The sequence below is a fragment of the Vibrio sp. LQ2 genome (assembly GCF_023920125.1).
Lineage (GTDB): Bacteria > Pseudomonadota > Gammaproteobacteria > Enterobacterales > Vibrionaceae > Vibrio > Vibrio fluvialis.
This window is the reverse complement of record NZ_CP085308.1, coordinates 1,317,318-1,340,998: the sequence shown is the minus strand read 5'-3', so window position 1 is coordinate 1,340,998 and position 23,681 is coordinate 1,317,318. Positions and strand designations below refer to the sequence as shown.

Here is a 23,681-nt window from a genome sequence, read left to right as displayed (position 1 = left end):
CTAATCATGGCAGACAAAGAGTTTAAAGAACCTTACAATGTGCTGTACTTTTTAGGTTTTATTGCAGCCCTGTTGATCCCAACCCTTCCAGCGACCCTGACGTGGATTCGCGTAGTGAACGGTTACGCAGGTTTCTAATCAAGTTTCAAACCCAAATGTCGGCACGGTTCGAGAGTTGGGTTTGGCTTAAGTGAGGTTCACCATCAATATTCGTCATCTGCTGTTAAATATTGTTGGTGGTCTCAGTGTTGGCCTGGGGATTCTGGGCATCGTACTTCCTCTTCTACCCACCACTCCTTTCTTGTTGTTGGCCAGTGCATGCTTTATGCGCAGCAGCCCTCAATTCCATCGTTGGTTGCATCAACATCGACTGTTCGGGCCGATTTTGACTAATTGGCAACAGAACAAAGCTGTTTCCAAGCGGGTAAAGCAACGCGGTTGCATCTTCATACTCCTCAGTTTCGCATTTTCGATTACCGTTATTCCTCATTTATGGTTGAAAGCTCTGCTGTTTGTTGGGCTTGTGGTATTGATCACCTGCTTTCTGCGACTTCCGACTCACGAGCTGGTTGCTAACCAACAAGAAAATCACTAGCATTATGTGGAAGTGTGCCCGCTCTTCGAGTGGGCGTTTGTTTTTTCTGCACGGTGAAAATTGACCGGCGGAAACCTTATTACCTGATTCGGCTCTGTACCGCGTCAGGCCAATCGAAGTTAAATTAGTTATGACAACCGAAACTCTTTCACTGATCAAATCAAGCATCAAAAGCATTCAAGACTACCCAAAACCAGGCATCCTGTTCCGCGACGTGACCAGCCTGCTTGAAGATGCCAAAGCCTATCAGGCAACCATCCAATTATTTTTGGATCGTTACAAAGAGATGGGTTTCACCAAAGTCGTTGGTACTGAAGCGCGCGGCTTCCTGTTTGGCGCGCCATTAGCACTGGAACTGGGTGTGGGTTTTGTACCTGTTCGCAAACCAGGCAAGCTGCCACGCGAAACCGTAGCGCAAACCTACGATTTGGAATACGGCACTGACACTCTAGAAATCCACGTAGATGCGATCAAGCCAGGCGATAAAGTACTGGTAGTGGATGATTTGCTGGCAACTGGCGGTACGATTGAAGCGACAACAAAACTCATCCGTCAGTTGGGTGGTGAAGTTGAGCATGCGGCGTTTGTTATCAACCTGCCAGAAATTGGTGGTGACAAGCGTCTTGAAGGTTTAGGCTTGAACGTTTACAGCATCTGTGAATTTGAAGGTCACTAAACACTCACATCGGAAGGTTTCATGAGTTATCTTGCCTTAGCGCGAAAATGGCGACCCACCAAATTTAACGAAGTCGTGGGTCAGGCACATGTATTAACGGCTTTAGAAAATGCTCTGGCGCAGAACCGATTGCACCATGCGTACCTGTTTAGCGGCACGCGTGGTGTTGGTAAAACGACCATCGGTCGTCTGTTTGCCAAAGGACTAAACTGTGAAACGGGCATCACCGCCACACCATGTGGTGAATGTGCGACGTGTAAAGAGATCGATCAGGGGCGATTTGTCGACCTGTTGGAGATCGATGCGGCCTCACGAACTAAAGTCGAAGATACCCGTGAACTGCTGGATAATGTTCAGTACAAACCAGCTCGCGGTCGCTTTAAGGTTTACCTGATTGACGAAGTACACATGCTGTCTCGTCACAGCTTTAACGCACTGCTGAAAACCTTAGAAGAGCCGCCAGAGTATGTGAAATTCCTGCTGGCAACGACGGATCCGCAGAAACTTCCTGTGACGATTTTGTCTCGTTGTCTGCAATTCCACCTCAAACCGATCAATGTTGAAAATATTCAGCATCAGTTGGAACACATCTTAGCTGCCGAACAGGTAAGCAGTGAAAGTAAAGCACTGGCGATGATTGCGCATGCCGCCGATGGCAGTATGCGTGATGCGCTGAGTTTAACCGATCAGGCCATCGCTCTTGGCAACGGCCAGGTGCAGCAGGATGTGGTGTCTCATATGTTGGGGACACTCGATACCGATCAAGCGTTGCATTTACTGCAAGCGATCAGCAGCACGCAACCACAAACCGTCATGGACAGCATTGAAGCACTGGCTCAAAACGGTGTGGAGTGGGATGGATTGTTGCAGCAACTGGCGGCGCAGCTTCATCGTGTCGCGATGTATCAAGCGCTGCCATCCAGCATTGATAAAGCGCAGCCTGATGCTGAGAAAATTCAGTGGCTGGCCAAAAGCCTATCGCCGCAAGATGTACAGCTCTATTACCAGATTGCAATCAAAGGTCGTGATGATTTGTCGTTGTCACCAACGCCGCGTGTTGGTATCGAAATGATCACTCTGCGTATGATGGCGTTCCGACCGTCGCAGGCTTCGGTTGCACAGGTGATTTCGACTCAGCCGGCAGCAGTTGCGCCAAGTCAGCCTCAAGCTGTTCAGCCTGTAGCAGCGCCAGTATCCGCATCTCAAGCGCCACACGCGACACCAAGAGTTCAGCCGCAGCCAGCCGAGTACGAGCGTCCTTCAGCTCCGCCGCCGAGTGTACCTGAGCCGATGAGTGAACCTGTGCCTCAACCTGCGCCGCAAAGTGCTTCACAACCAGAGGCGCCCGTTCAACAACCAACAGTTGAGAGTGAAAGCAAACCATCGCCGATGGTGGGGCTGCGTCATCAACTGCGTTCTCAGCGTCAAGGCTTGGCTCAGAAAGGTTCTGATCCAAAAAAGCCTGATGCGGCATCTGCTAAACCGGTTTCGGTTCTTGAGCGTGTAGCCCAGCGTGGCCAGCATGCTGCGCAGATGTCGCCTTATTCTGCGACGTCTGTCGATGACACTCCGGATGATGAAGCGTATCAATGGCGTCCTACGCAAAACCTGCCAGTGGAAACGCAGGCAAAGAGTGAGTTGACGCCAACGCAGATCAAACGTGCCCTAGAACATGAAAAAACGCCGGAAATGACTGAAAAGTTGATTCATGAGGCGATTGAACTCGATCAGTGGGCCAGCCTGATTCAGCGTTTACATACGGCGAAATTGGTGGAGCAGCTAGCGCTGAATTCGACCTACAAGAAAAACGGAGCGTCGATTGAGCTGACATTGCGTCCATCGCACGCACACCTCAATACGGACAAAGCGCAGAGTGAACTTCTGCAGGCTCTGAATGACCAATTGAATGAGGATTGTCATCTGTCCGTCACCATCGGTGAAGACGGTGAAACACCTTTAGAGCTTAGAGAGCGCCTTTATCAGGGCAAACTCTCACGTGCCATCGACAATCTGGTGGCCGATCCTAATGTACAATTTATTGAGCGACGTTTTAGCGCTGAACTTGATAAAGACAGTGTTAGACCGATTTAACGGCAACTGCGGGCTTGAGATTTACATCAATCAACCCCACAGTATGTAAAACAATTAAGATAAACCAGAGAGACAAAGATGTTTGGTAAAGGCGGTATGGGCAACCTAATGAAGCAAGCCCAACAAATGCAAGAACGCATGCAAAAGCTTCAAGAAGAAATCGCAAACATGGAAATCACCGGTGAATCTGGTGCTGGTCTGGTCAAAGTGACAATCACTGGTAGCCACAGCGTACGCCGTGTTGACATCGACGAGAGTCTGATGGAAGACGACAAAGAAATGCTGGAAGACCTGATTGCTGCTGCGTTTAACGACGCCGCGCGCCGTGTTGAAGAAGCTCAGAAAGAAAAAATGGCGGGCGTGACTGGCGGTATGCAACTACCACCAGGCATGAAAATGCCGTTCTAACGACGAGTTAATTTAATGCGTACCAGTCATATGCTGGAGCATTTGATGGAGGCCTTACGTTGTCTGCCTGGGGTTGGCCCCAAGTCAGCGCAGCGTATGGCCTTTCATTTGTTGCAAAGAGACCGCAAAGGCGGCTTGCAACTGGCAGATGCTCTGAGTCAGGCAATGGTGGAAATCGGCCATTGCAGCGAATGTCGCACCTTCACAGAAGAAGAAGTGTGTCACATCTGTCAAAACCCTAAACGCCAGGAAAACGGTCAGCTATGCGTGGTGGAAAGCCCTGCTGATATCGCCGCTGTGGAAGCGACCGGTCAGTACTCCGGACGTTATTTCGTGTTGATGGGGCACCTGTCTCCACTTGATGGGATTGGGCCAAGTGATATTGGCTTGGATGTGCTGGATTTTCGTCTTCAACGAGGCGGTATTTCCGAAGTGATTCTAGCCACCAATCCGACGGTGGAAGGCGAAGCGACCGCACATTACATTGCGGAATTGTGCCGCGAACATGATGTCTCCGCCAGCCGAATCGCTCATGGTGTGCCTGTCGGCGGTGAGTTGGAATTGGTCGACGGCACCACGCTGTCTCACTCATTACTCGGCCGACAAAAGTTGTAAAAAACCGCGCTTTCAAGCGCGGTTTTTTATGAGCAGAGCGTCATTGAATGATTTAAGCAGAGACTTGTTCTGCGAGCAAAGAACGGTAAATTAACGCACCCAGAGCACCACCGACAATCGGTGCTAACCAGAATAGCCACAATTGAGAAATCGCCCAATCACCTACGAACAATGCGACCGCAGTACTGCGTGCTGGGTTGACGGATGTGTTAGTGACAGGAATGCTGATTAAGTGAATCAAAGTCAGGCACAAGCCGATTGCGATAGGCGCAAAACCCTGCGGCGCGCGATTGTCGGTAGCACCCATGATCACCAAAAGAAACATAGCGGTCATGACCACTTCTGACACCAATGCAGCGGTCAGAGAATATCCACCCGGTGAATGATCACCAAAACCGTTGGCCGCAAAACCTGAAGCGGCAACATCAAAACTTGCCTGGCCAGACGCGATCACATACAAGATAGCGGCAGCAATCACACCACCAATCACTTGAAATACGATATAAGGGATCACGTCTTTGGCTGAGAAACGACCGCCTACCCAAAGACCAACGGTGACTGCCGGATTAAGGTGACAACCGGAAATATGACCAATGGCGAATGCCATTGTTAGGACAGTGAGACCAAACGCCAATGCGACGCCGAGCAAGCCAATCCCCACATCGGGAAAGCCTGCGGCCAATACAGCACTGCCACAACCACCGAGAACCAGCCAAAAGGTGCCGAACATTTCAGCGATATACTTATTCATAAATTAAACCTTGCAGAGTCTGTGGGAAATTCCAAAAACGCAAGGAAAATACTGCTAAACGGAAGGGGTAAAGTCAGGGAATTGCAAACACTTGAGGATGGTAGCGTAAACAAAGTTTGTGAAACTGATCTCTTATGTGAGTTGCTCTAATTCGGTGATATTCGCCATTGCTTCCTGGTTTGTCTGACCACAAACTACAGGACATGGTTTAAAGTGATGGCAGACGGCTGGGCGTTCTGGCTTGCCGAACAGTTTGCACAGATTGTTTTCGTTGAGCTGAATACAACGAACCCCGGCAGGTTTGCCATTTGGCATACCCGGAATAGGAGAAGAGATGCTTGGCGCAATGCAGCAGGCGCCGCAGCCTAATCGACAGTCCATCATGACCTCGCTTTTGTGTATCCGCTCAATAAGGGCGCCGATCCTAACAGAAATCAGGTTTCATCACAGCGAAATTGCAGAATATTTATCCTTGAACTTTGTGGGGGAGGAGGGTATAAATCGTCCCCCTGAAACAAGACAGGAAAACAGGTGTTATGAGTACTCCATTTTGGCAAAGCAAAACTCTGGATCAAATGACAGAAGCAGAGTGGGAATCTCTGTGCGACGGCTGTGGCAAATGCTGCCTGCACAAGCTAATGGATGAAGACTCCGATGAGGTGTATTACACCAACGTCGCCTGCAGTTGGCTGAACAGCGAAACTTGCTCTTGTAAAGATTACCCTAACCGTTTCAATTCAGGCGAAGAGTGCCTGAAGCTGACTCGTGACAAAATCGACGAGTTTAACTGGTTACCGGATACCTGTGCTTATCGCTTGCTGGCGAGTGGCGATACGTTGCCAGAATGGCACCCATTGATCACCGGCTCAAAAGAAGCGATGCACGCAGCCAACGAAAGCGTGCGCAATAAAGTCGTTTACGAAATTGATGTGATCGACTGGGAAGACCACATTTTGAACCACCCTTCGCGACAGTAAGTAAACAAGGCGCGATAAGGCTTTATTCAATGCCTTATCGCCTAAATCCCATCAAAAAGCACATATTACGAATCTCTGTCGCCACTTTGTCGTCATATTTTCAGGTTATTTATCTTCAAGTATCGTTCTAACAAGGCCACTTTAACGTCTGAGGATCATTGACGCCTTTAAGTTTAAGCTAAAGCTAGATAGTGACTAGTTGCCCATGTCGAGTTGCAATTCAGCCAAAGCACCGTTTGTCTTTGCTTTTAGACATTAAAGTTCTGCTAAGATGCTTTTCTCGCATTTAGATAAGAAGACCGACATGAAAATCTTAGTAGCGCTACTGGTAACCTGTTTCTCTGTGACTTCCGCATTAGCTAAGAGCAATATCAGTATTGAGTTTTCTCCCCCTCAATCTAAAGAGGAACAGCAGACGGTTCAGGACATCAATGATAGTGGTGTTAACAAGATAGTTGTCGCATTATCAGATTCTTTGTTTCCATTTGATGACTTGTTAAAAATTCATTACGGTGAAAATGAGGGGCCGTTATATGACCCAGAAAATCATGTGATATCTATCCCTTATACTTTCTATACTGAAGCGCTGAATTATTTTCAGAAAAATGGTTATGCGGAGAAATATGGACGCTCTGTGAAAGAGGGTGTATCGGATACCTTGTTACACACACTGTTGCATGAAATTGGCCACGCATATATTGCAGATAAAGGTATTCCAATCCTTGGTAAAGAAGAAGATGCGGTCGATAACTTTGCCACGATCATTTTGCTAGATTATGTCGATGATGGCAGCGAGATAGCCATCAGTGCTGCTGACATGTTTGCATTTGAGTCTGAAGAACGGCCAGAGTATTACCAATCCGATGAATACATAGATGAGCATAGTTTTGACTTGCAAAGGTATTTTTCAACACTTTGTTTGGTATATGGTAGCAACCCTAAAGAATACGCGTATCTGCTAGATGAAGTGGGTAAAGATTACCTCAAAGATAGAAAGGAATTCTGCATCGACAATTATCAGCAGGTAAACAATAACTGGCATACATACTTGCCAGTAAGAACATTATGACCAACAACCGACAGTTGTTTAACGCTTTGTGTTTATGAGAATGACTAACACAACACACAGGTCAAACATTGGAGTTTGATCTGTGTGTCAATGAGCGGTAAAGCCTTAGTAGTGCTTTCGAAACGAGAGTGTGTATCTAAATCAAAAGCAAAATACTGCCGATCGTTGCCGCAGCGGAAAGATATTGCCCCGCGGAATAAGAGGAGTCATCTTCTTTCTTCACGTCATTTGGGTGACCCATGCCGAGAGCGCCATAGGTAAAGGATTCCACTTTATCACCCAGGCTTTTATCCTTGATGTCTGGTGTCTTTCCATCTTCAATTTCTTTCAGAGCGGCAAGCAAGGCTTTGCCTTCTTCCGACAGCGTCACTTTATTCTGCTCAACCTTGAGTGGTGCAGGCTCAGATTTCTGTTCGCTCGTCGCCGACACCTGAGATTTCACCGTTTGGGGGGAATACAGCTGCGCTGATCCTACGCCTACTGGGTTCATACATCTCTCCTAATTTGCCTCTCAGTCACTATATCGACAGGGGTGTGAAAAACTTGTGCGATTTTTACACATTTTGTGTGCTAATTCGTCAAGCAAACATTATGCCTGTTTTGATAATCATCAGGATTAAAAGCAAACTATTCGTTGTTCAATGGCTTACAGGTTAAATCGGCATTGCGATGTGTCAGCTGTTTAAACGCTTCCATCTGATGTTCAGGTTTAACGTAGCGCACTGGCGGCGCAAGCACCCGCAGCTGATAGTCTTGTCCTTCTGTTTGCCAGTCTGAAACAGGAGTGACAACAACGATGTTAAGCGATGGATTACGGCGCAGAATGGATGCGGCGGTTCCTAGGCCATTCTGAGTATGGAATAAGCCAGCAATATGCATCACGCGTACGCCCGGATGCTTAGTCAGGTAATTCACAATACTTTCCGCCATTGTTTCATCCCAGGTGATCTGTGCGGCAAATTGGTTCTCGGTTTGTTGGGGTGTGCCATGATGCATGGAAGCCATAAACTGTTGTTTGTAGACTGAATCTTGCGTATTGATTTGCGCTGCAACCTGAAGGCGTTCATCGGGTGTCAGCTGCTCGAGATAAGCCGCGCCATAGCGGCCGATGCAGCGCACGACAGATTTAGGGGCATTGGCGGCAATGACGGCAATTTTCTGCTGCTTGGCAAGTTCTACCAAAGGCCGGTAATCACTTTCATAGTTTGGCCAGGCACTGGTTTGTTGAATCAGATATTGTTCGCCGATTTCACCCCGCAGGTATGCATCCACGAGGGCTTGATCCGGGCGAGAAAACTGTTCCATCGATAGCGCAACCGGGCGTTTTGATTTGCTCAATTCTTGCAGCAACTCAGTTTGAAAACGGTGAATGCCGGCATGGGTGTGCCATTCGCCGACTAAGATGACATCAGCGTCTCTGATATCCTGAGTAAACTGCGATAGGGTGAGTGAGTTACCCATAGGGGAGGCGAGTTGATAGTCGTAATAAGTGGTAACTTGGGGTGTTGCTGCGCAACCCATGAGGGATGCTGAAAGCAGTAGGGGTAGGGCAAATCGCATAAAAGGCCTCCATTGAAAATCGGCTAATGGTAATGGAGAGCCTTTTGGGTTGCAAATAAAATGAGAATTATTATCGTTTATTCGCTTGGGGATTGTTTACGGTAAACTCGCAACATAAAGTCCGCTTCACACTCAAATTGCTCAGAGGCACGAACCTCAGATTTGAACTCTTCGCTGGCACGCCATGCGAATGGTGTCATCTGTAGCAGGTCAAACGCCTCTTCTCCGGATAATGTCATCATATAGTTCAGCTTTTGCTGAGTTTCCAGCTCAAAACCATCAATGATCTCAGGTTGCTCTTCATGGAGGCGAACATCTTGATAAATGCCTTGTTTGAACTGATAAAGATGACGTGCAGCGGGCGTTACCGTGATCACAGCACCATTGTTTCGCACACAGCGCTGCAACTCTTCGGCTTTGCACGGCGCATAAATGCGCAGAATGCCATCCAGTGATGCATCAGCAAACGGCAGACGATGGCTGGATGCAACGGTGAACTCACAGTTGGTGTAACGTTTGGCTGCGTATCGAACCGCAATTTTGGAGATATCTAGTCCGTAAGTTTGTGCTTGTGGGTTTTGAGCTTGAAGCGCGTTGGCGACGTAAGTGGTGTAGTAGCCTTCGCCACAACCAATGTCCAGCAGTTGATGTTGGCTGCCTTGCAGCGCCTGAGCACACAGTACCGCGATTTGGTCACGCATAGGGTCATAATGGCCCGCTTCCAGAAAACGGCGTCTGGCCTGCATCATCTCTTTATTATCACCGGGATCTTTGGAGCGCTTGTGATGGGCTGGCATCAGGTTGATGTAACCTTCTTTGGCGACATCAAACTGGTGACGGTTTTCACAGGCGTAAGTCCGTTCGGTTAAAGATAAAGGTTGCTGACATAGGGGACACTGGTAAGCCATGGTGATCTCACGTTAAAAATTGAGGCGTAAGTTTAGCGGCAAGCACACAAAATAAAAAGGACAGCCGAAGCTGCCCTTAGCATTATTTCACGGACAATGTGGTTGTCAGTAAATGCTGCTCGCCCGGTAGAAGGGTTTTGCCTGCCGATAGGCAAGGCGCATGGAGAGTCGACTCTACACACAGCATAGTTTTGTAGCCATCGTCAGTCATATCACCAATCGATGCGGCGCCTTGTGACCAAGGGTTCCACAACACTGCCGAGTTGTGGCCGCTGTTTTCGACCACCAACGTGCGTTTTAATACCGGGTCATGCACTTCGATTTGTGCTTCCGGTTGAGTGTAGACGCGATCAATCGTGTCAGTCAGAACCAGAGTTTCACCACCTTGACAAACTTTGGCGTCTTGCAGGCTGTCGATGTATTCCGCGCCCATGCCTGTGGTTTGTACCTGAGTGATGTCGCCCACGTTCAGGTACGTATGCAGTGCACCGGAGAAGGTCCAGGCTTTTTCATCTGTATTGTGGATTTCCAGAGAGACTTTTAGCTGCTCGGACACTTCGACATGCAGCAGAACGTCAAACTGATATGGCCAGATTGCCAGAGTGGCGTCGTTTGCGTTCAAGCCAAGGGTCACTATCACGCCCTGTTCGTTTTCGCGATGCTCAACGAGTCGCCATTCGCTGCTGCGGGCAAAACCGTGACCAGGATTCGCTAAACGGCCAAACCAGGGCCAGCAAACCGGAATGCCACCGCGCAGAGCGGCTTTGCCATCAAAAATTGCCGCATCACTCATCCAAATGAGCTCAGGTTGCCCGGCGGGTTGGAATGAGACCACGTGGCCGCCATGCAGAGCAATACCTGCTGTGGCTTTTTCATGAATCACGCGGACGATTTTAACCTGTTGGTACTCGACTACAGTCACGCAGTCGGATAACACGGTGAGGGCAGAAAGAGACTGTAAATCCATAAGTAACGCTCCTGAGTATTGCGCTCCGGGCCTGAATACCTTGCGGCTACTATCTCTTATGTCTTTCGGTGGACCGTCCAGCTATGCAGGACGAGCGACTCAAAATGACCGCCGTGGGTATGCGGGGAACGCCTTGTACATCGGCAACAAACATGCTGCCGACAAAAATCAGAGACTAAAAAGGCGACCCTAGAGTCGCCTTTCGTTCTACGCTTTATCAATAAGATTAAGCTTCGCTAAACGCTTACATTATTTAGAGATGTGAGCGATCAGGTCTAGAACTTTGTTTGAGTAACCGATTTCGTTGTCGTACCAAGATACAACTTTAACGAATTTGTCAGTCAGTGCGATACCAGCTGCTGCATCGAATACAGAAGTACAAGTTTCGCCGATGAAGTCTTGAGAAACTACTGCGTCTTCAGTGTAGCCTAGAACGCCTTTCAGTTCGCCTTCAGAAGCTTCTTTCATTGCTTTACAGATGTCTGCGTAAGAAGCTGCTTTGTCTAGGTTAACAGTCAGGTCAACTACAGAAACGTTAGCAGTTGGTACGCGGAAAGCCATACCAGTCAGTTTGCCGTTCAGTTCTGGAAGAACAACGCCTACTGCTTTAGCTGCACCAGTTGAAGATGGGATGATGTTCTGAGAAGCACCACGACCACCGCGCCAGTCTTTCGCAGAAGGACCGTCAACAGTTTTTTGAGTTGCAGTAGTAGCGTGAACTGTAGTCATAAGACCAGACACGATACCGAACTTGTCGTTAAGTACTTTAGCGATTGGAGCCAGACAGTTAGTAGTACAAGAAGCGTTAGAAACGATGTCTTGACCTGCGTAAGTGTCGAAGTTTACGCCGTTAACGAACATTGGAGTTGCGTCTTTAGAAGGACCAGTCAGAACAACTTTCTTCGCACCAGCAGTGATGTGCTTACGTGCAGTCTCGTCAGTCAGGAACAGACCAGTTGCTTCAGCTACAACGTCAACACCGATTGCGTCCCATTTCAGGTCTTCTGGGTTACGTTCTGCAGTAACACGTACAGTCTTACCGTTTACGATCAGGTTACCACCTTCAACTTCAACAGTACCGTTGAAACGGCCGTGAGTTGAGTCGTATTTTAGCATGTATGCCATGTAATCTACGTCGATCAGGTCGTTGATACCTACAACTTCGATGTCATTGCGCTCTTGTGCTGCACGGAATACGAAACGACCGATACGGCCAAAACCGTTAATACCTACTTTGATAGTCATTATAGTTGCTCCACAACTTAATTTCTGATTAAAGATAACTGGTAGTAAAATTACAGAATCCAGTAAAAGTCTGCAACAGATAATCGGACTTAACTTGTTTAAAGTCAAAAAAAAGCGACGCTTTTTTTAACAATCGGTTGCAAATGGTTAATTTTTAAACTCGACACTGCTTATTATCTCTACCAATTGACGTAAAATACCCGAGTTATCTTAGGTAATTTAGAAAACGAAAATCCACCGTGTCATGGTGAGAAAGTATGTGCTACAAAGCGCGATGTACGCAAGTTTTTATCCAAAAAATGCACATGAATACGCTATAAGAAAGGAAAGAAAGTAACGTGGTTCTGAAAGAAGAAAAAGTAACAAAACCTGATGAATACTGGCGTGAACGCCTGAGTGAAGAAGAATATTATGTATGCCGTGAGCGAGGGACGGAGGCTCCTTTCACTGGCAAACTTTTGCATAATAAAGAGACAGGGATTTACCACTGTACATGCTGTGAAGCGCCACTTTTCCGCTCTGAAAACAAGTATGATTCTGGGTGCGGTTGGCCGAGTTTTGACGCACCGCTTAACGATGAAGCTATTCGTTATTTAGATGATCGTAGTCACGGAATGGTGCGTACTGAAATCCGTTGTGCAGCTTGTGACAGCCACTTAGGGCACGTTTTTCCCGATGGCCCGGTGACGACTGGCGAACGATTTTGTGTAAATTCTGTGTCGTTAATTTTCAACAAAATTTAAAAAAGCGGTGAAACTTTCACCGCTGATTGTTGAAACTTTACATCATTCCAAGATGTTAGGAATCATGTGGCTGGAGAATTGACCTGTGTTAATCGCTTTGATGACTTCGTCTGCCAAACCTTCCAGCCGCTTAAATTTGTCCTGACTGAATCCGTAGAGCAATTCCAGTTCGGCTGGGGTTGCCAGCGGTACACCAAATGATTTGCCTACCATGGCCCATACATAGGCGTGTTCTTTGTCATTCAGCGCTTGGTAAGTGCTCGCGAGTGATTTAAAAATCTCTGTGTTGACGGTTTGACCATTACTGAGTTCCAACGCATGGTTCAGCAGGCGGATGGTCTTTTCACGATCCCGCGACGTGTAGAATGTCGCCAAAGCGTATTGCAGTTCGGCGGTTTCCAGCTCGGGCTTGCCTTCCATTTGCAGGAATTCACGGCGCGCCTGATTATCACCAGTCTGGCTCCACAAGAAATAGAGCGAATGCGGGGTACGCATTTGACGCAGCTCGCTAACCAGGCGTTCTTGCTCTTTGCCGGTATGAATTAGCGCATCAAAACGCCTTTCCTTCAGCGCCGATTGATCAATCGGCTGGATCTGCGATGCCAGCTCCAAGCACTTGCGGTAGGCACTAACGAAGGAATATTCCTGAATTTTGTTGTCCACACTCGGATTTTTGAGCACCTCATAGCGGTGCCAGATTAGATCGGTACGCGGAATACGGCACTGGCCGTCGTCCATGTTGAGGTGTTCGCAACGCAGGTTAGGGTTATCAGCGCAGAGCTTTTCTGTGTTCTTACGATTCTCAAAACATCCGCTGAGTAACAACGGTAGAGACAAAATAACTAAGGTTTTTACGCTGTTCATAATGTTGGCTTGTGATCCGATACACTTATTTATTTAGCTGGTCTTGACTCGATATGCCAGCCAGTTAAGGTGACGCGAACTGTTTTTATCAGCTGTGTTAAATAGGAAACAATCATGGATGCAAATCAATTAATCGATGCAATCACACCCGAAGCGTATGAGCGTTTAGTGTTCGCTGTGGAAACGGGTAAGTGGCCTGAGGGTACAACACTTTCTCAGGAGCAGCGAGATTACTGTATGCAAGCTGTGATGTTGTATCAGTCAAAACACAATCTGAATGCCGACCACATGAGTGTCGGTGTGGGGGGCGATGTGGTGTTTAAATCAAAAGCGGAGCTGAAAAAGCGTTTTCAGCAGGGCCAGGAAGACATCGTTCGCATCAATCCAAACCAAGAGTAAGTCGTCGGCTCTGTGCATGAGTGCAGAAAGTCATATAAAAAACCCCGCTTTGGCGGGGTTTTGTCTCTCTATTCGTCGCGTTACAGGCTCATTTCGCCACGCAGAACTTGTTGCATGCGCACTTTCACTTCTTCGTACGATAAGTTCTGGCTCAATAGGTAATGCAGTTTTGCCAATGCTGCTTCCGGAGTCATATCAAAACCGCTGATCACGCCGGCATCTGCCAGCGCACAGCCTGTCGCATAACCGCCCATGTTGACTTTACCCGCCAGACATTGGGTCAGGTTCACTACGATCACGCCGCGTTCAGAGGCATCTTTCAACTGCGCCAGCAACTCTGGTTTTTGTGGTGCGTTACCGACACCGAACGTCAACAGAATCATCGCGTTCACAGGTTGCAACAGCGTGTTGCGAATCACTTCGTGTGAGATACCCGGATACATAGTGATCACGCCGATTGGCTGTGGAGTGATGTTCTGTACACGGAATTCGCCTTCCGGTTGCACGCCCAGTTTCACGTTGTTGCTCACCTGAATGTTAATACCCGCTTCCAGCAGGGGTGGCAGGTTAGGTGAGGTGAAAGCGTTAAAACCATCCGCATGGGATTTGGTACTGCGGTTTCCGCGCATCAGCTGATTGTTGAAGAACAGCGTCACTTCGTTGATCGGGTAATTCGCCGCAATGTGTAACGCGTTAAGCAGGTTTGCTTGGCCGTCAGAACGCAGCTCTGCCAGCGGGATCTGTGAGCCGGTTACGATGACTGGCTTACCCAGGTTTTCCAGCATGAACGACAGTGCAGAGGCGGTATAAGCCATGGTATCAGTGCCATGCAGAATCACAAAACCATCGTATTTGTCGTAGTTGTCGCGAATGTCGTCCGCAATTTTCTGCCAGTCCTCTGGCGTCATATCGGAAGAGTCGATCAGCGGTTCGTATTCATGAATGGTGAACTGTGGCATTTCCGGACGGTGGAATTCCGGCATACTCGCCAGTTGCTTCTCCATAAAGCCTTCAACCGGCACGTAACCATGATCGGATTTTTTCATACCGATGGTGCCGCCAGTGTAGGCGATATAGATATGTTTTCTTGTCATGGGGGACATCACTTTTTGTAGGGGAACAGAACGCGGATTATAGCGAAAACCACTGCAATAAAAAGAGGCGCTTATAACAAAGCGCCTCTTGATATCATGCTGGTAAGAGCAGTAGTTATAAGGCTTAATGCCGTTATTCAACCTGACAGGTCAAACAGAACGCGTAATAGCCTTTCGGATCATTGAAGCTGCTTAGCAGACTGGCGTCGGACACGAGCTGTTTGGTGGCAGGTTTTAATGCTTCTGGCATCAGGCTGGAAACATCAAGCCCCAAACCAGCACGTACCTGACCGAACAGATCCTGCAGGAACTGCTGTGCCGGGCTCAGTGGTTCTTCCACCCAGTACAGGTTGTATGTCTCCAGTTTGGCCAAACTGGCAGCCAACGCCACTGCGTCATCGAAGTCACCCAGTTTGTCTACTAACCCGAGTTTCTGCGCATCTTGTGCAGTCCAGACGCGGCCCTGAGCCACCTTGTCGACGTCCTGTTCAGACATGTGGCGGTTTTCGGCAACCAAAGAAATGAAACGGTGGTAACCATGCTCGATACCCATTTGCAGTGCATCTTTCACGCCGTCCGTCAGCCCCGTTGTCACACCAACGCCAGAGAAAGGTGAAGTACCAACGCCATCGGTGTACACGCCGAGCTTATTCAATCCTTTTTCAAAGGTGGTAATGACGCTGAAAATACCAATAGAGCCCGTTAGTGTGGTTGGTTGCGCTACGATTTGGTCACCGCTCATGGAGATCCAATAACCGCCAGACGCAGCCAAGCTCGACATTGAGATCACTACCGGTTTGCCAGCCGCTTTGATCGCTTCAATTTCGTTGCGAATCACTTCCGACGCAAATGCGCTGCCTCCCGGACTGTCGACACGCAGCACCACGGCTTTCACTTTGTCGTCGTTACGAGCCTGACGAAGTAGTGAGGCTAAGGTGTCACCGCCCACGGTACCGCGTGGTTGTGAACCATCCATGATCGCACCGCTTGCGACCACGACCGCGATATCGTCGTTCGCCATGTCAAACTTTGGCGTGACCGTTGGTCGGTAATCGTAGTAGCTCACAGCGTTGTAGCTGTCATCGCCATCACTGCCAAAGATATCGGCCAACTCTTTGCGGATTTGCTGGCGTGTTGCCAATTCATCGACCAAGCCGACTTTAAGGGACAGGTCTGCCAGATTACCGGATGACTGTTTCAGCAGAGCCAGGAACTCATCCATGCTTGGAGTCAGCGTCTTTGCATCGATCTGGCGATTCGTCGCCACATCATCCACATACGCCCCCCACAGCTGTGTTAACCAGCGAGATGCCGATTCACGCGCGGCATCCGACATGTCATCACGAATGAAAGGTTCGATCGCTGACTTATATGTGCCGACGCGGAAGACGTGCGTGTTTACATCAAGTTTTTCCAGCAGGGTTTTGTAATACAGATTGTAGGCACTGTAGCCACGCAGCATCACCGCACCATCCGGTGACAGGAAAATCTTGTTGGCGTAGCTGGCCAGGTAGTACTGACTCTGATTATAGAAATCACCAACGGCGTAGACTGGTTTACCGGACGCCTTGAACTCATTGATCGCTTTGGCGATGTAACGCAGTTTCGTCAGGTTGGTTTCCGGCATGTCGCGAAGCGCCAGAACCAGGCCACTGACTTTCTCATCATCCTTGGCATGACGCAGTGTATCGACGATGTCGAACAGCACGTTTTCTTTCGGTAAATCCTGCCCCAATACTGAACCGGCAAAGGAGTCCATCGGGTTGACGTAGGTGCTTTGCTCCACGATCGGGCCTGACAAGTTGAGCACTAACGCAGACGCTTTGTCGACAGTTGGCGTTGGAGATTCAGCATGGATATAGACGAAGTAAATAATCGCCAGGCTGAGAAGGAAAATCAGGTTGGTGAGGGCCAGACGAATAAAGGTGATAACTTTCCAAATACCTTTAAAAATCAGTCCGATAAATCGAAATAATTGTTTCATTGTGTCTCCAGCGCAACAAGTGAGTGGCTTGTCGAGGATAGCTCGGTCAAGTTCCCGAGAGATATTAATGAGTTACATCCTACGTTATTCATTATACCCAAACAACTGCAAGGTTGATCGGTGTTACAAATATGTAAACACGTGTTTGATTTTTAGTAATGACATACATATTCTGGTCGGACCAAAGGATAAAAATAAAAGTGATGTCACCATGTACCCACATCTGCTACAGCCTTTAGACCTTGGATTTACTCAGTTACGTAACCGCGTACTGATGGGATCGATGCATACCGGTCTTGAAGAACAAAAGGAAGGACTCCACAAACTTGCTGCCTTTTACGAAGAGCGCGCCAAAGGTGGCGTTGGTCTTATCGTTACCGGCGGTTTTTCACCGAATCTGCGTGGGCGCCTGCACCCATTCAGCGCAGAATTCAGCAAAACCAAACACGCTAAAGCGCACCAGGTAGTGACCGAAGCGGTACATCGTCACGGGGGCAAGATAGCGCTGCAACTGCTTCACGCAGGCCGCTACGCCATGCACCCATTTGCCCAGAGCGCCTCTTCAATTAAAGCACCGATCGCTAAATTTGCACCCAGCGAAATGAGCCCGCGTCAGATCCGGAAAACCATTGCGGCGTTTGCCAACAGCGCGGAACTGGCGCAGCTGGCTGGCTACGATGGTGTAGAAGTGATGGGCTCGGAAGGCTATTTGCTCAACCAATTTATCTGTAAACGCACCAACATGCGTTATGACGACTGGGGGGGCAGCTACGAAAACCGTATCCGTTTTCCGCTTGAAGTGGTGCGCGCTATTCGCGAAGCAGTCGGTAAAGAATTTATCATCATCTTCCGTCTGTCGATGCTCGATCTGGTCGAAGAAGGCAGCACTTTTGAAGAAGTGCTGATGCTGGCCAAAGCGTTAGAAGATGCGGGTGTGACGATCATCAATACGGGGATCGGCTGGCATGAAGCACGTATTCCGACGATTGCGACTCAGGTGCCGCGAGCAGCGTTTGCCTGGGTAACCGAAAAAATCAAACCGCACCTTAAGGTGCCAGTGGTCACCTGCAACCGTATTAACACGCCGGAGCAGGCAGAAAAAATTATTGCCAGCGGTCAGGCTGATATGGTGTCGATGGCGCGTCCGTTCCTGGCTGACGCAGAGTTTGTCGCTAAAGCAGAACAAGGCAAAGCTGCTTTTATCAATACCTGCATCGGCTGTAACCAAGCCTGCCTCGACAACGTGTTCCGTGGCAAACGGGCAAGCTGTATGGTCAACCCGCGTGCCTGTTATGAAACAGAAATCGTGGTGCAACCCGCAAGTGTGAAGAAAAAGGTGGCGGTGATTGGTGCCGGCCCCGCAGGTCTTGCCAGTGCGACGACGCTTGCAGAGCGTGGTCACGAGGTCGATCTGTTTGAACGTAATGACCGTATTGGTGGTCAGTTCCGCCTCGCGATGCAGATCCCGGGCAAGGAAGAGTTCCGTGAGACCATTCGCTATTTCGCCAACCGTTTGGAAGAAACGGGCGTGCGTTTGTACCTTGATACTGAAGTGACTTACGACATGCTGTCTGGCTACGACGAAGTGGTCATGGCGTCAGGCGTTGAGCCACGCAGAGTAAAAATTGAAGGCGTGGATAACCCTGAGAAAGTCGTCGATTACCAAACGCTGATCCGCGAAAAGACACCAGTCGGTGACAAGGTGGCGATCGTCGGTGCCGGCGGCATCGGTGTGGATGTGGCGACTATGATCACCGAACCGCAAGGTCACAATCTCCAAGACTGGTTGCATGAGTGGGGCATCGACACCGATATCGCGCATCCTGGTGGTTTGTACCCGCATCCGGATTCGGTCAGCGACAAAGAAGTGTGGCTGTTGCAGCGTCGTAAAGGGCGTGTCGGCCGTGGTCCGGGCAAAACCACTGGCTGGATCCATAAACGCACACTGGAAAAACGCGGCGTTCACTTACTCGGTGGTGTGAGTTACGACAGGATTGACCCTCATGGCTTGCACATCTCGATTGATGAACAGCATAAGTTGTTGGAAGTCGACAAAGTGGTGATTTGTGCGGGGCAGGAATCAGTGCGTCCGTTTGAAGACAAATGGGAGCAATTGGGCGACAAGCTACACGTCATTGGTGGTGCCGATCATGCTGGCGAACTGGATGCGGTACGCGCAATTCGCCAGGGTGTCACGCTGGCCGTTAAGCTGTAAATTAACCGCTCATGCGAACAATAAAAAAGGCGCGATTAAGCGCCTTTTTCGTCTCCGCAACCGAATGGATTACAGAATCACCGTCTTGTTGCCGTATACAAACACATGATCGTTGAGCACTTTCGCTAATGCTTTGCTCAGTACGTTCTTTTCAACGTCACGGCCAGCCTGCGCCATATCCTGCGCGCTGAACGTGTGATCGACCGGAATCACGTCCTGCTTGATGATTGGTCCTTCGTCGAGATCGTTGGTCACGAAGTGCGCAGTCGCACCGATGATTTTCACGCCGCGCTCATACGCTTGCTGGTAAGGTTTCGCACCAATGAACGCTGGCAGGAAGCTGTGGTGAATGTTGATGATTTTGTGATGGTACTTTTCAACAAAACCCGGCGTCAGAACACGCATGTATTTTGCCAGCACGACGTAATCCGGCTGGTACTTGTCAATCACTTCCAGAATCTTCTGCTCGTGTTCCTGACGGTTCAGACCTTCGTGAGACACGCAGTGATACGGGATTTCAAACTTCTCGGTCAGGCCTTGCAGCGTATCGTAGTTACCCACGACGGCGGCGATATCGACATCCAGACTGCCATCAAAGTTTTTCATCAGAATGTCGCCCAGACAGTGGGCTTCTTTGGTCACCAGAATCACAACCCGCTTACGACTTGAGCTGATGAGCTTACGCTTGGCACCCTGTGGCAGGGCGTGGTCTAAATCCGCCAGCAGGGTTTCATCGTTGAAGTACCCTTCCAGCTCCGTGCGCATGAAAAAATGGCCGCTGGTGTTGTCCACGTATTCATTGTTGTGAATGATGTTGAGTTGGTGCTTGTAACAAATATTGGTGATTTTAGAGATCAAACCCGGGGCATCTGTACAATGCGTGAGGAGCGTTTTCTTTTCCATTAATACAACTTCCGTGCATTTCTTTTATTTTGGAATCCCGTGTTTAGTTGAAGCGGTGTAACCCATCAACTTGAGGTGGCAGCCAGATTGGCGGCAAGAACAAGAAGGTGGGATAACGGAGTCCAATGACCTGGGATGTATAACAAGATGGACGTGCCGGAACGGTCGGGCAGTCCAAAATATAGCGTCTATAATTAATCTATTCTCACATCGGTTTCAACAACTATCACGGTCTGCTACGGGTTTATTCTTCAGTAAATTCGGGCATTTTAGTGTGCATTCAAGGTGGTGTTTTATGGATAAAGAACTTCTTGCGCGTAAGTTGTATGTCGAACGTGTTTCCGCTCTGATGGGGGATCAACCCATCAATCAGGCTTTGCTTGATACTCTTTGGGAAAACAAAGCCTCGCCAGCTGAAGCGGCAAGAGTGATGTGTGAAATCGGGACGGGTTATGATGCACCGCCCTGGATGGCCCGGTATCTGAACCGGCGTTAACTCTGCTGGGTTAGCTTTACCTCTTTTTCCTGCACGTTGGCGCGAGCGTAATCCGATTCGCGCCTTGTGCGGAAACCTGCCATAATCGCGACATTCTATTTTCCGTCAGCTCTCAGGATGATCGCAAAAACCTTCTCTCAGCAAGGCGCACTCGGCAAAGCCATTCCGGGTTTTCAGGCTCGTCAGGCGCAAATTGATATGGCCGAGGCGGTCGCTAATGCCATTAAACATAGCTCGCAGCTGGTGGTCGAGGCCGGAACGGGTACGGGCAAAACCTTCGCCTATCTGGTCCCCGCACTGCTGAGCGGTAAAAAGGTGATCATCAGTACCGGCTCCAAGAACCTACAGGAGCAGCTGTTCCATCGCGATCTGCCGTTGATGGTTGGCGCGCTCGGTTTTCATGGCAATGTGGCACTGCTCAAAGGGCGGGCGAACTACTTATGTCTCGATCGCCTCAGCCGCCAGATGGTGGAGAGCCATACCAACGAAGCGGATCCGACGTTACTGACTCAGTTGGTCAAAGTACGCAGCTGGGCATCGGAAACCAAAACCGGCGATTTGGGTGAGTGCGACGATTTGCCTGAAGACAGCCTGGTGATCCCAACGATCACCTCGACCAACGATAACTGCCTTGGCAAAGAGTGCCCGAGTTATCAGGACTGTTTCGTTTCGAAAGCGCGCCGCAAAGCGATGGAGGCCGATGTGGTGGTGGTCAACCATCACCTGTTTTTGGCTGATTTAGCCATCAAAGAGACCGGCTTTGGCGAATTGATCCCAGAGGCGGACGTGTTTATTTTCGATGAAGCGCATCAACTGCCGGATATTGCCAGCCAGTATTTTGGTCAGTCGGTTTCAAGCCGCCAGATTCAGGAGCTGGCGAAAGACATCGAGATTGGTTATCGCACCGAAGCCAAAGACATGCGTCAACTGCAAAAAGTGGGCGACAAGTTAGTGCAATCGGCGATGGATTTGCGCATTGTGTTGGGTGAACCGGGTTATCGCGGTAACTGGCGCGAAGCGATGCAGTCGCCGTCTATTTCGCGCGAGATTGAACGGGTGCTTGATAGCCTCAACTTCGCCATTGATGTCCTTAAACTGGCGCTGGGTCGCAGCCAACTGCTCGATACCGCGTTTGAGCGTGCGAATCTCATCAAAGGACGCATCGAGCGAGTATGCGATGTGTCGATCACCGGTTATTCCTACTGGTATGACACCACGCCGCGCCATTTCAGCCTGCACATCACACCGCTGACGGTGGCCGATAAGTTCCATGAACAAATGGAAATGAAGCAAGGGGCGTGGATTTTTACTTCAGCAACGCTGGCGGTGAACGACGACTTCGGCCATTTTACCCATCGCTTGGGCTTGACCCCGACCGCGCAGTTTTCTCTGCCCAGCCCGTTCGATTATGAGCAGCAGGCCAAACTGTGCGTGCCACGTTATCTGCCTGAACCTAACAGTCCCGGACTTGCCGATAAACTAGTACGCATGCTGGCTCCGGTGATTGAGCAGAACCAGGGGCGCTGCTTCTTCCTGTGTACCTCACACAGCATGATGCGCGAACTGGGAGAGCGGTTTCGTGAGCAACTGACGCTGCCAGTGTTGATGCAGGGGGAAACCAGCAAGCAGAAAACTCTGGCTGAGTTTATGGAACTCGGCAACGCGCTGCTGGTGGCGACAGGGGCCTTCTGGGAAGGTATAGATGTTAGAGGCGACACACTAAGCTGTGTTATCATCGACAAACTTCCGTTTACCGCACCTGATGACCCGCTGCTCAAAGCGCGTATTGAAGACTGCAAGCTACGTGGTGGCGATCCGTTTGCGCAGGTACAACTGCCTGAAGCGGTGATCACCTTAAAGCAGGGTGTGGGACGACTTATTCGAGACCAGAAAGACAAAGGAGCGCTGATCATCTGCGATAACCGCTTGGTGACCCGCGACTATGGCGGCATTTTCCTTGCCAGTCTACCGCCGATTCCGCGTACGCGGGATCTGGATGTGGTGAAAGACTTTCTGCAACATTTATCAGAAACAGCAATAAATTAGAGATATACATGAGCGCAAAAATTCTTGCCTTAGATACCGCAACAGAAGCCTGTTCGGTTGCTTTGATGGTAGGCGACAAACTGTACAGCCGTAGTGAAGTGGCGCCGCGCGATCACACCAAAAAGATCCTGCCAATGGTGGACGAGGTGTTGAAAGAAGCCGGAGTCACGTTGCAAGAGTTGGATGCGCTGGCGTTTGGCCGTGGCCCGGGCAGCTTTACTGGTGTGCGTATTGGCATCGGAATTGCACAAGGTTTAGCGTTCGGCGCTGACTTACCAATGATTGGCATTTCGACGCTGGCTGCGTTGGCACAAGGTGCATACCGTGAACATGGTATGACTCGTGTGGCCAGTGCGATTGACGCGCGTATGAGCGAAGTGTACTGGGGCCGTTATGAGCGTCAGGAAGATGGCACTTGGCTAACCGTAGATGAAGAGTGTGTTATTCCGCCACAAGCGCTGGGTGAGAAAATCAGCGCAAGCAGCGAAATCTGGGGCACCGCCGGTACGGGTTGGGATGCCTACAGTGAAGCGCTGGCGAGTCTGCCAATCGAGCGTCAGGACAGCGGTGTACTGTATCCACAGGCGCAGGATATGGTGGTGCTGGCTAAGCATGAGCTGGAAAAAGGCAACACCGTTGCGGTGGAAAATGCCAGCCCGGTTTATCTGCGTGACACGGTAGCGTGGAAAAAGCTGCCGGGCCGTGAATAATCCCGGACGATCATAGGCAAAGGCTGGGCGTGTTCGTCCGCCTTGAATGAGCAGGAACAGCATGGTTTCAATTAATGGATTGCCTCCCGCGCGGATACCCGGTGCTAACCGGGCATCTAAAGCGAAAAAGAAGAATGAGGTAAGTAAGGGATCGTCGGAGGTGGCGCAAACCACCAAAGTCGCGACCGCTGTTTCTAATTCCATTCGTCAAATGGATCCGTCCGATATCCATCGTGCGCAGGTGCAGTATGATCTGCCGGAAGGCCGATCGCGTAAAGCGTTAGAAGAGTATATGGACGTGATGAACCAGGCGAGAAAAGAGGAACTTGCTCAAATGCTTGGGGTCGATATTTATATCTGATTGA

The 23,681-nt window shown here is 49.5% G+C and carries 26 protein-coding genes; 15 read left to right on the top strand and 11 right to left on the bottom strand.

What is annotated here, in order from left to right; genetic code table 11:
* Positions 1-6: 6 nt before the first annotated feature.
* From LGV68_RS21440 to recR, 6 genes are all read left to right on the top strand, one after another.
* Complete coding sequence (locus LGV68_RS21440; protein WP_020327898.1) at positions 7-138, top strand: hypothetical protein; 132 nt, start codon at positions 7-9, stop codon at positions 136-138.
* Positions 139-190: 52 nt separating this feature from the next.
* The gene (locus tag LGV68_RS06270) at positions 191-595 is read left to right on the top strand and encodes a YbaN family protein (RefSeq protein WP_061056707.1); all 405 of its coding nucleotides are present in this window, start codon (positions 191-193) and stop codon (positions 593-595) included.
* A 130-nt stretch (positions 596-725) separates the two neighbouring features.
* The gene (gene apt / locus LGV68_RS06265) at positions 726-1,271 is read left to right on the top strand and encodes an adenine phosphoribosyltransferase (protein WP_020327897.1); all 546 of its coding nucleotides are present in this window, start codon (positions 726-728) and stop codon (positions 1,269-1,271) included.
* 21 nt (positions 1,272-1,292) lie between these two features.
* The gene (gene dnaX, locus LGV68_RS06260) at positions 1,293-3,362 is read left to right on the top strand and encodes a DNA polymerase III subunit gamma/tau (protein ID WP_172570974.1); all 2,070 of its coding nucleotides are present in this window, start codon (positions 1,293-1,295) and stop codon (positions 3,360-3,362) included.
* A 78-nt stretch (positions 3,363-3,440) separates the two neighbouring features.
* Entirely contained in the window at positions 3,441-3,770 is a 330-nt protein-coding gene (locus tag LGV68_RS06255) for a YbaB/EbfC family nucleoid-associated protein (RefSeq protein WP_004726608.1), read from the top strand.
* 15 nt (positions 3,771-3,785) lie between these two features.
* Entirely contained in the window at positions 3,786-4,385 is a 600-nt protein-coding gene (recR, locus tag LGV68_RS06250) for a recombination mediator RecR (RefSeq protein WP_004726607.1), read from the top strand.
* A 52-nt stretch (positions 4,386-4,437) separates the two neighbouring features.
* Here recR and aqpZ read toward each other — a convergent pair whose 3' ends face one another.
* Both aqpZ and LGV68_RS06240 read right to left on the bottom strand, forming a co-directional pair.
* On the bottom strand, positions 4,438-5,136 hold the full coding sequence (gene aqpZ / locus LGV68_RS06245) for an aquaporin Z (protein ID WP_020327894.1): 699 nt from the start codon (positions 5,134-5,136) through the stop codon (positions 4,438-4,440).
* Between the two features lie 132 nt (positions 5,137-5,268).
* Positions 5,269-5,517, bottom strand: coding sequence for a YkgJ family cysteine cluster protein (locus tag LGV68_RS06240; RefSeq protein WP_081987360.1), 249 nt, complete (start codon positions 5,515-5,517; stop codon positions 5,269-5,271).
* Positions 5,518-5,672: 155 nt separating this feature from the next.
* On the opposite strand from LGV68_RS06240, the gene LGV68_RS06235 reads away from it, so the two are divergent.
* Both LGV68_RS06235 and LGV68_RS06230 read left to right on the top strand, forming a co-directional pair.
* Positions 5,673-6,113: a YcgN family cysteine cluster protein gene (locus LGV68_RS06235; protein WP_024374733.1), complete on the top strand. Its 441-nt coding sequence runs from the start codon at positions 5,673-5,675 to the stop codon at positions 6,111-6,113.
* A 304-nt stretch (positions 6,114-6,417) separates the two neighbouring features.
* Positions 6,418-7,182 (top strand): DUF4344 domain-containing metallopeptidase, encoded by a 765-nt coding sequence (locus LGV68_RS06230; protein WP_038127194.1) that lies wholly within the window; start codon positions 6,418-6,420, stop codon positions 7,180-7,182.
* Between the two features lie 136 nt (positions 7,183-7,318).
* On the opposite strand, the gene LGV68_RS06225 is transcribed toward LGV68_RS06230, so the two are convergent.
* The 5 genes from LGV68_RS06225 to gap form a co-directional block, all read right to left on the bottom strand.
* Entirely contained in the window at positions 7,319-7,672 is a 354-nt protein-coding gene (locus tag LGV68_RS06225) for a hypothetical protein (RefSeq protein WP_020327890.1), read from the bottom strand.
* A 137-nt stretch (positions 7,673-7,809) separates the two neighbouring features.
* Positions 7,810-8,742, bottom strand: coding sequence for a ChaN family lipoprotein (locus LGV68_RS06220; RefSeq protein ID WP_252536390.1), 933 nt, complete (start codon positions 8,740-8,742; stop codon positions 7,810-7,812).
* 77 nt (positions 8,743-8,819) lie between these two features.
* Positions 8,820-9,650, bottom strand: coding sequence for a 23S rRNA (guanine(745)-N(1))-methyltransferase (gene rlmA, locus LGV68_RS06215; protein ID WP_222763099.1), 831 nt, complete (start codon positions 9,648-9,650; stop codon positions 8,820-8,822).
* Positions 9,651-9,732: 82 nt separating this feature from the next.
* Positions 9,733-10,617 carry a D-hexose-6-phosphate mutarotase gene (locus LGV68_RS06210; RefSeq protein WP_252536389.1) on the bottom strand — a complete coding sequence of 295 codons (885 nt, stop codon included), beginning with the start codon at positions 10,615-10,617 and terminating at the stop codon, positions 9,733-9,735.
* Between the two features lie 249 nt (positions 10,618-10,866).
* A complete protein-coding gene (gene gap / locus LGV68_RS06205) occupies positions 10,867-11,862 on the bottom strand; it encodes a type I glyceraldehyde-3-phosphate dehydrogenase (RefSeq protein WP_020327886.1) in 996 nt (331 codons plus the stop codon).
* Between the two features lie 338 nt (positions 11,863-12,200).
* On the opposite strand from gap, the gene msrB reads away from it, so the two are divergent.
* The gene (gene msrB / locus LGV68_RS06200; protein WP_020431689.1) at positions 12,201-12,605 is read left to right on the top strand and encodes a peptide-methionine (R)-S-oxide reductase MsrB; all 405 of its coding nucleotides are present in this window, start codon (positions 12,201-12,203) and stop codon (positions 12,603-12,605) included.
* A gap of 42 nt (positions 12,606-12,647) precedes the next feature.
* On the opposite strand, the gene LGV68_RS06195 is transcribed toward msrB, so the two are convergent.
* Entirely contained in the window at positions 12,648-13,469 is an 822-nt protein-coding gene (locus LGV68_RS06195) for a DUF2989 domain-containing protein (protein WP_020327884.1), read from the bottom strand.
* A gap of 114 nt (positions 13,470-13,583) precedes the next feature.
* Between LGV68_RS06195 and LGV68_RS06190 the strand changes: the two genes are divergently transcribed.
* Entirely contained in the window at positions 13,584-13,868 is a 285-nt protein-coding gene (locus LGV68_RS06190; protein ID WP_020327882.1) for a DUF1315 family protein, read from the top strand.
* Between the two features lie 80 nt (positions 13,869-13,948).
* On the opposite strand, the gene ansA is transcribed toward LGV68_RS06190, so the two are convergent.
* Positions 13,949-14,962: an asparaginase gene (gene ansA, locus LGV68_RS06185; RefSeq protein ID WP_020327881.1), complete on the bottom strand. Its 1,014-nt coding sequence runs from the start codon at positions 14,960-14,962 to the stop codon at positions 13,949-13,951.
* A gap of 133 nt (positions 14,963-15,095) precedes the next feature.
* Entirely contained in the window at positions 15,096-16,946 is a 1,851-nt protein-coding gene (sppA, locus tag LGV68_RS06180) for a signal peptide peptidase SppA (protein WP_047462776.1), read from the bottom strand.
* Positions 16,947-17,157: 211 nt separating this feature from the next.
* Between sppA and LGV68_RS06175 the strand changes: the two genes are divergently transcribed.
* Complete coding sequence (locus LGV68_RS06175) at positions 17,158-19,161, top strand: NADPH-dependent 2,4-dienoyl-CoA reductase (protein ID WP_075988741.1); 2,004 nt, start codon at positions 17,158-17,160, stop codon at positions 19,159-19,161.
* A 69-nt stretch (positions 19,162-19,230) separates the two neighbouring features.
* On the opposite strand, the gene purU is transcribed toward LGV68_RS06175, so the two are convergent.
* Complete coding sequence (gene purU, locus LGV68_RS06170; protein ID WP_024373156.1) at positions 19,231-20,064, bottom strand: formyltetrahydrofolate deformylase; 834 nt, start codon at positions 20,062-20,064, stop codon at positions 19,231-19,233.
* Between the two features lie 295 nt (positions 20,065-20,359).
* Between purU and LGV68_RS06165 the strand changes: the two genes are divergently transcribed.
* The 4 genes from LGV68_RS06165 (at position 20,360) to LGV68_RS06150 (ending at position 23,677) form a co-directional block, all read left to right on the top strand.
* Complete coding sequence (locus LGV68_RS06165; protein ID WP_020327876.1) at positions 20,360-20,560, top strand: hypothetical protein; 201 nt, start codon at positions 20,360-20,362, stop codon at positions 20,558-20,560.
* A 117-nt stretch (positions 20,561-20,677) separates the two neighbouring features.
* Positions 20,678-22,606: an ATP-dependent DNA helicase gene (locus LGV68_RS06160; protein WP_020327875.1), complete on the top strand. Its 1,929-nt coding sequence runs from the start codon at positions 20,678-20,680 to the stop codon at positions 22,604-22,606.
* An 8-nt stretch (positions 22,607-22,614) separates the two neighbouring features.
* Positions 22,615-23,316 carry a tRNA (adenosine(37)-N6)-threonylcarbamoyltransferase complex dimerization subunit type 1 TsaB gene (tsaB, locus tag LGV68_RS06155; protein WP_024373155.1) on the top strand — a complete coding sequence of 234 codons (702 nt, stop codon included), beginning with the start codon at positions 22,615-22,617 and terminating at the stop codon, positions 23,314-23,316.
* A 61-nt stretch (positions 23,317-23,377) separates the two neighbouring features.
* Positions 23,378-23,677, top strand: a complete 300-nt coding sequence (locus LGV68_RS06150; RefSeq protein ID WP_024373154.1) for a hypothetical protein — start codon at positions 23,378-23,380, stop codon at positions 23,675-23,677.
* Positions 23,678-23,681: the final 4 nt, after the last annotated feature.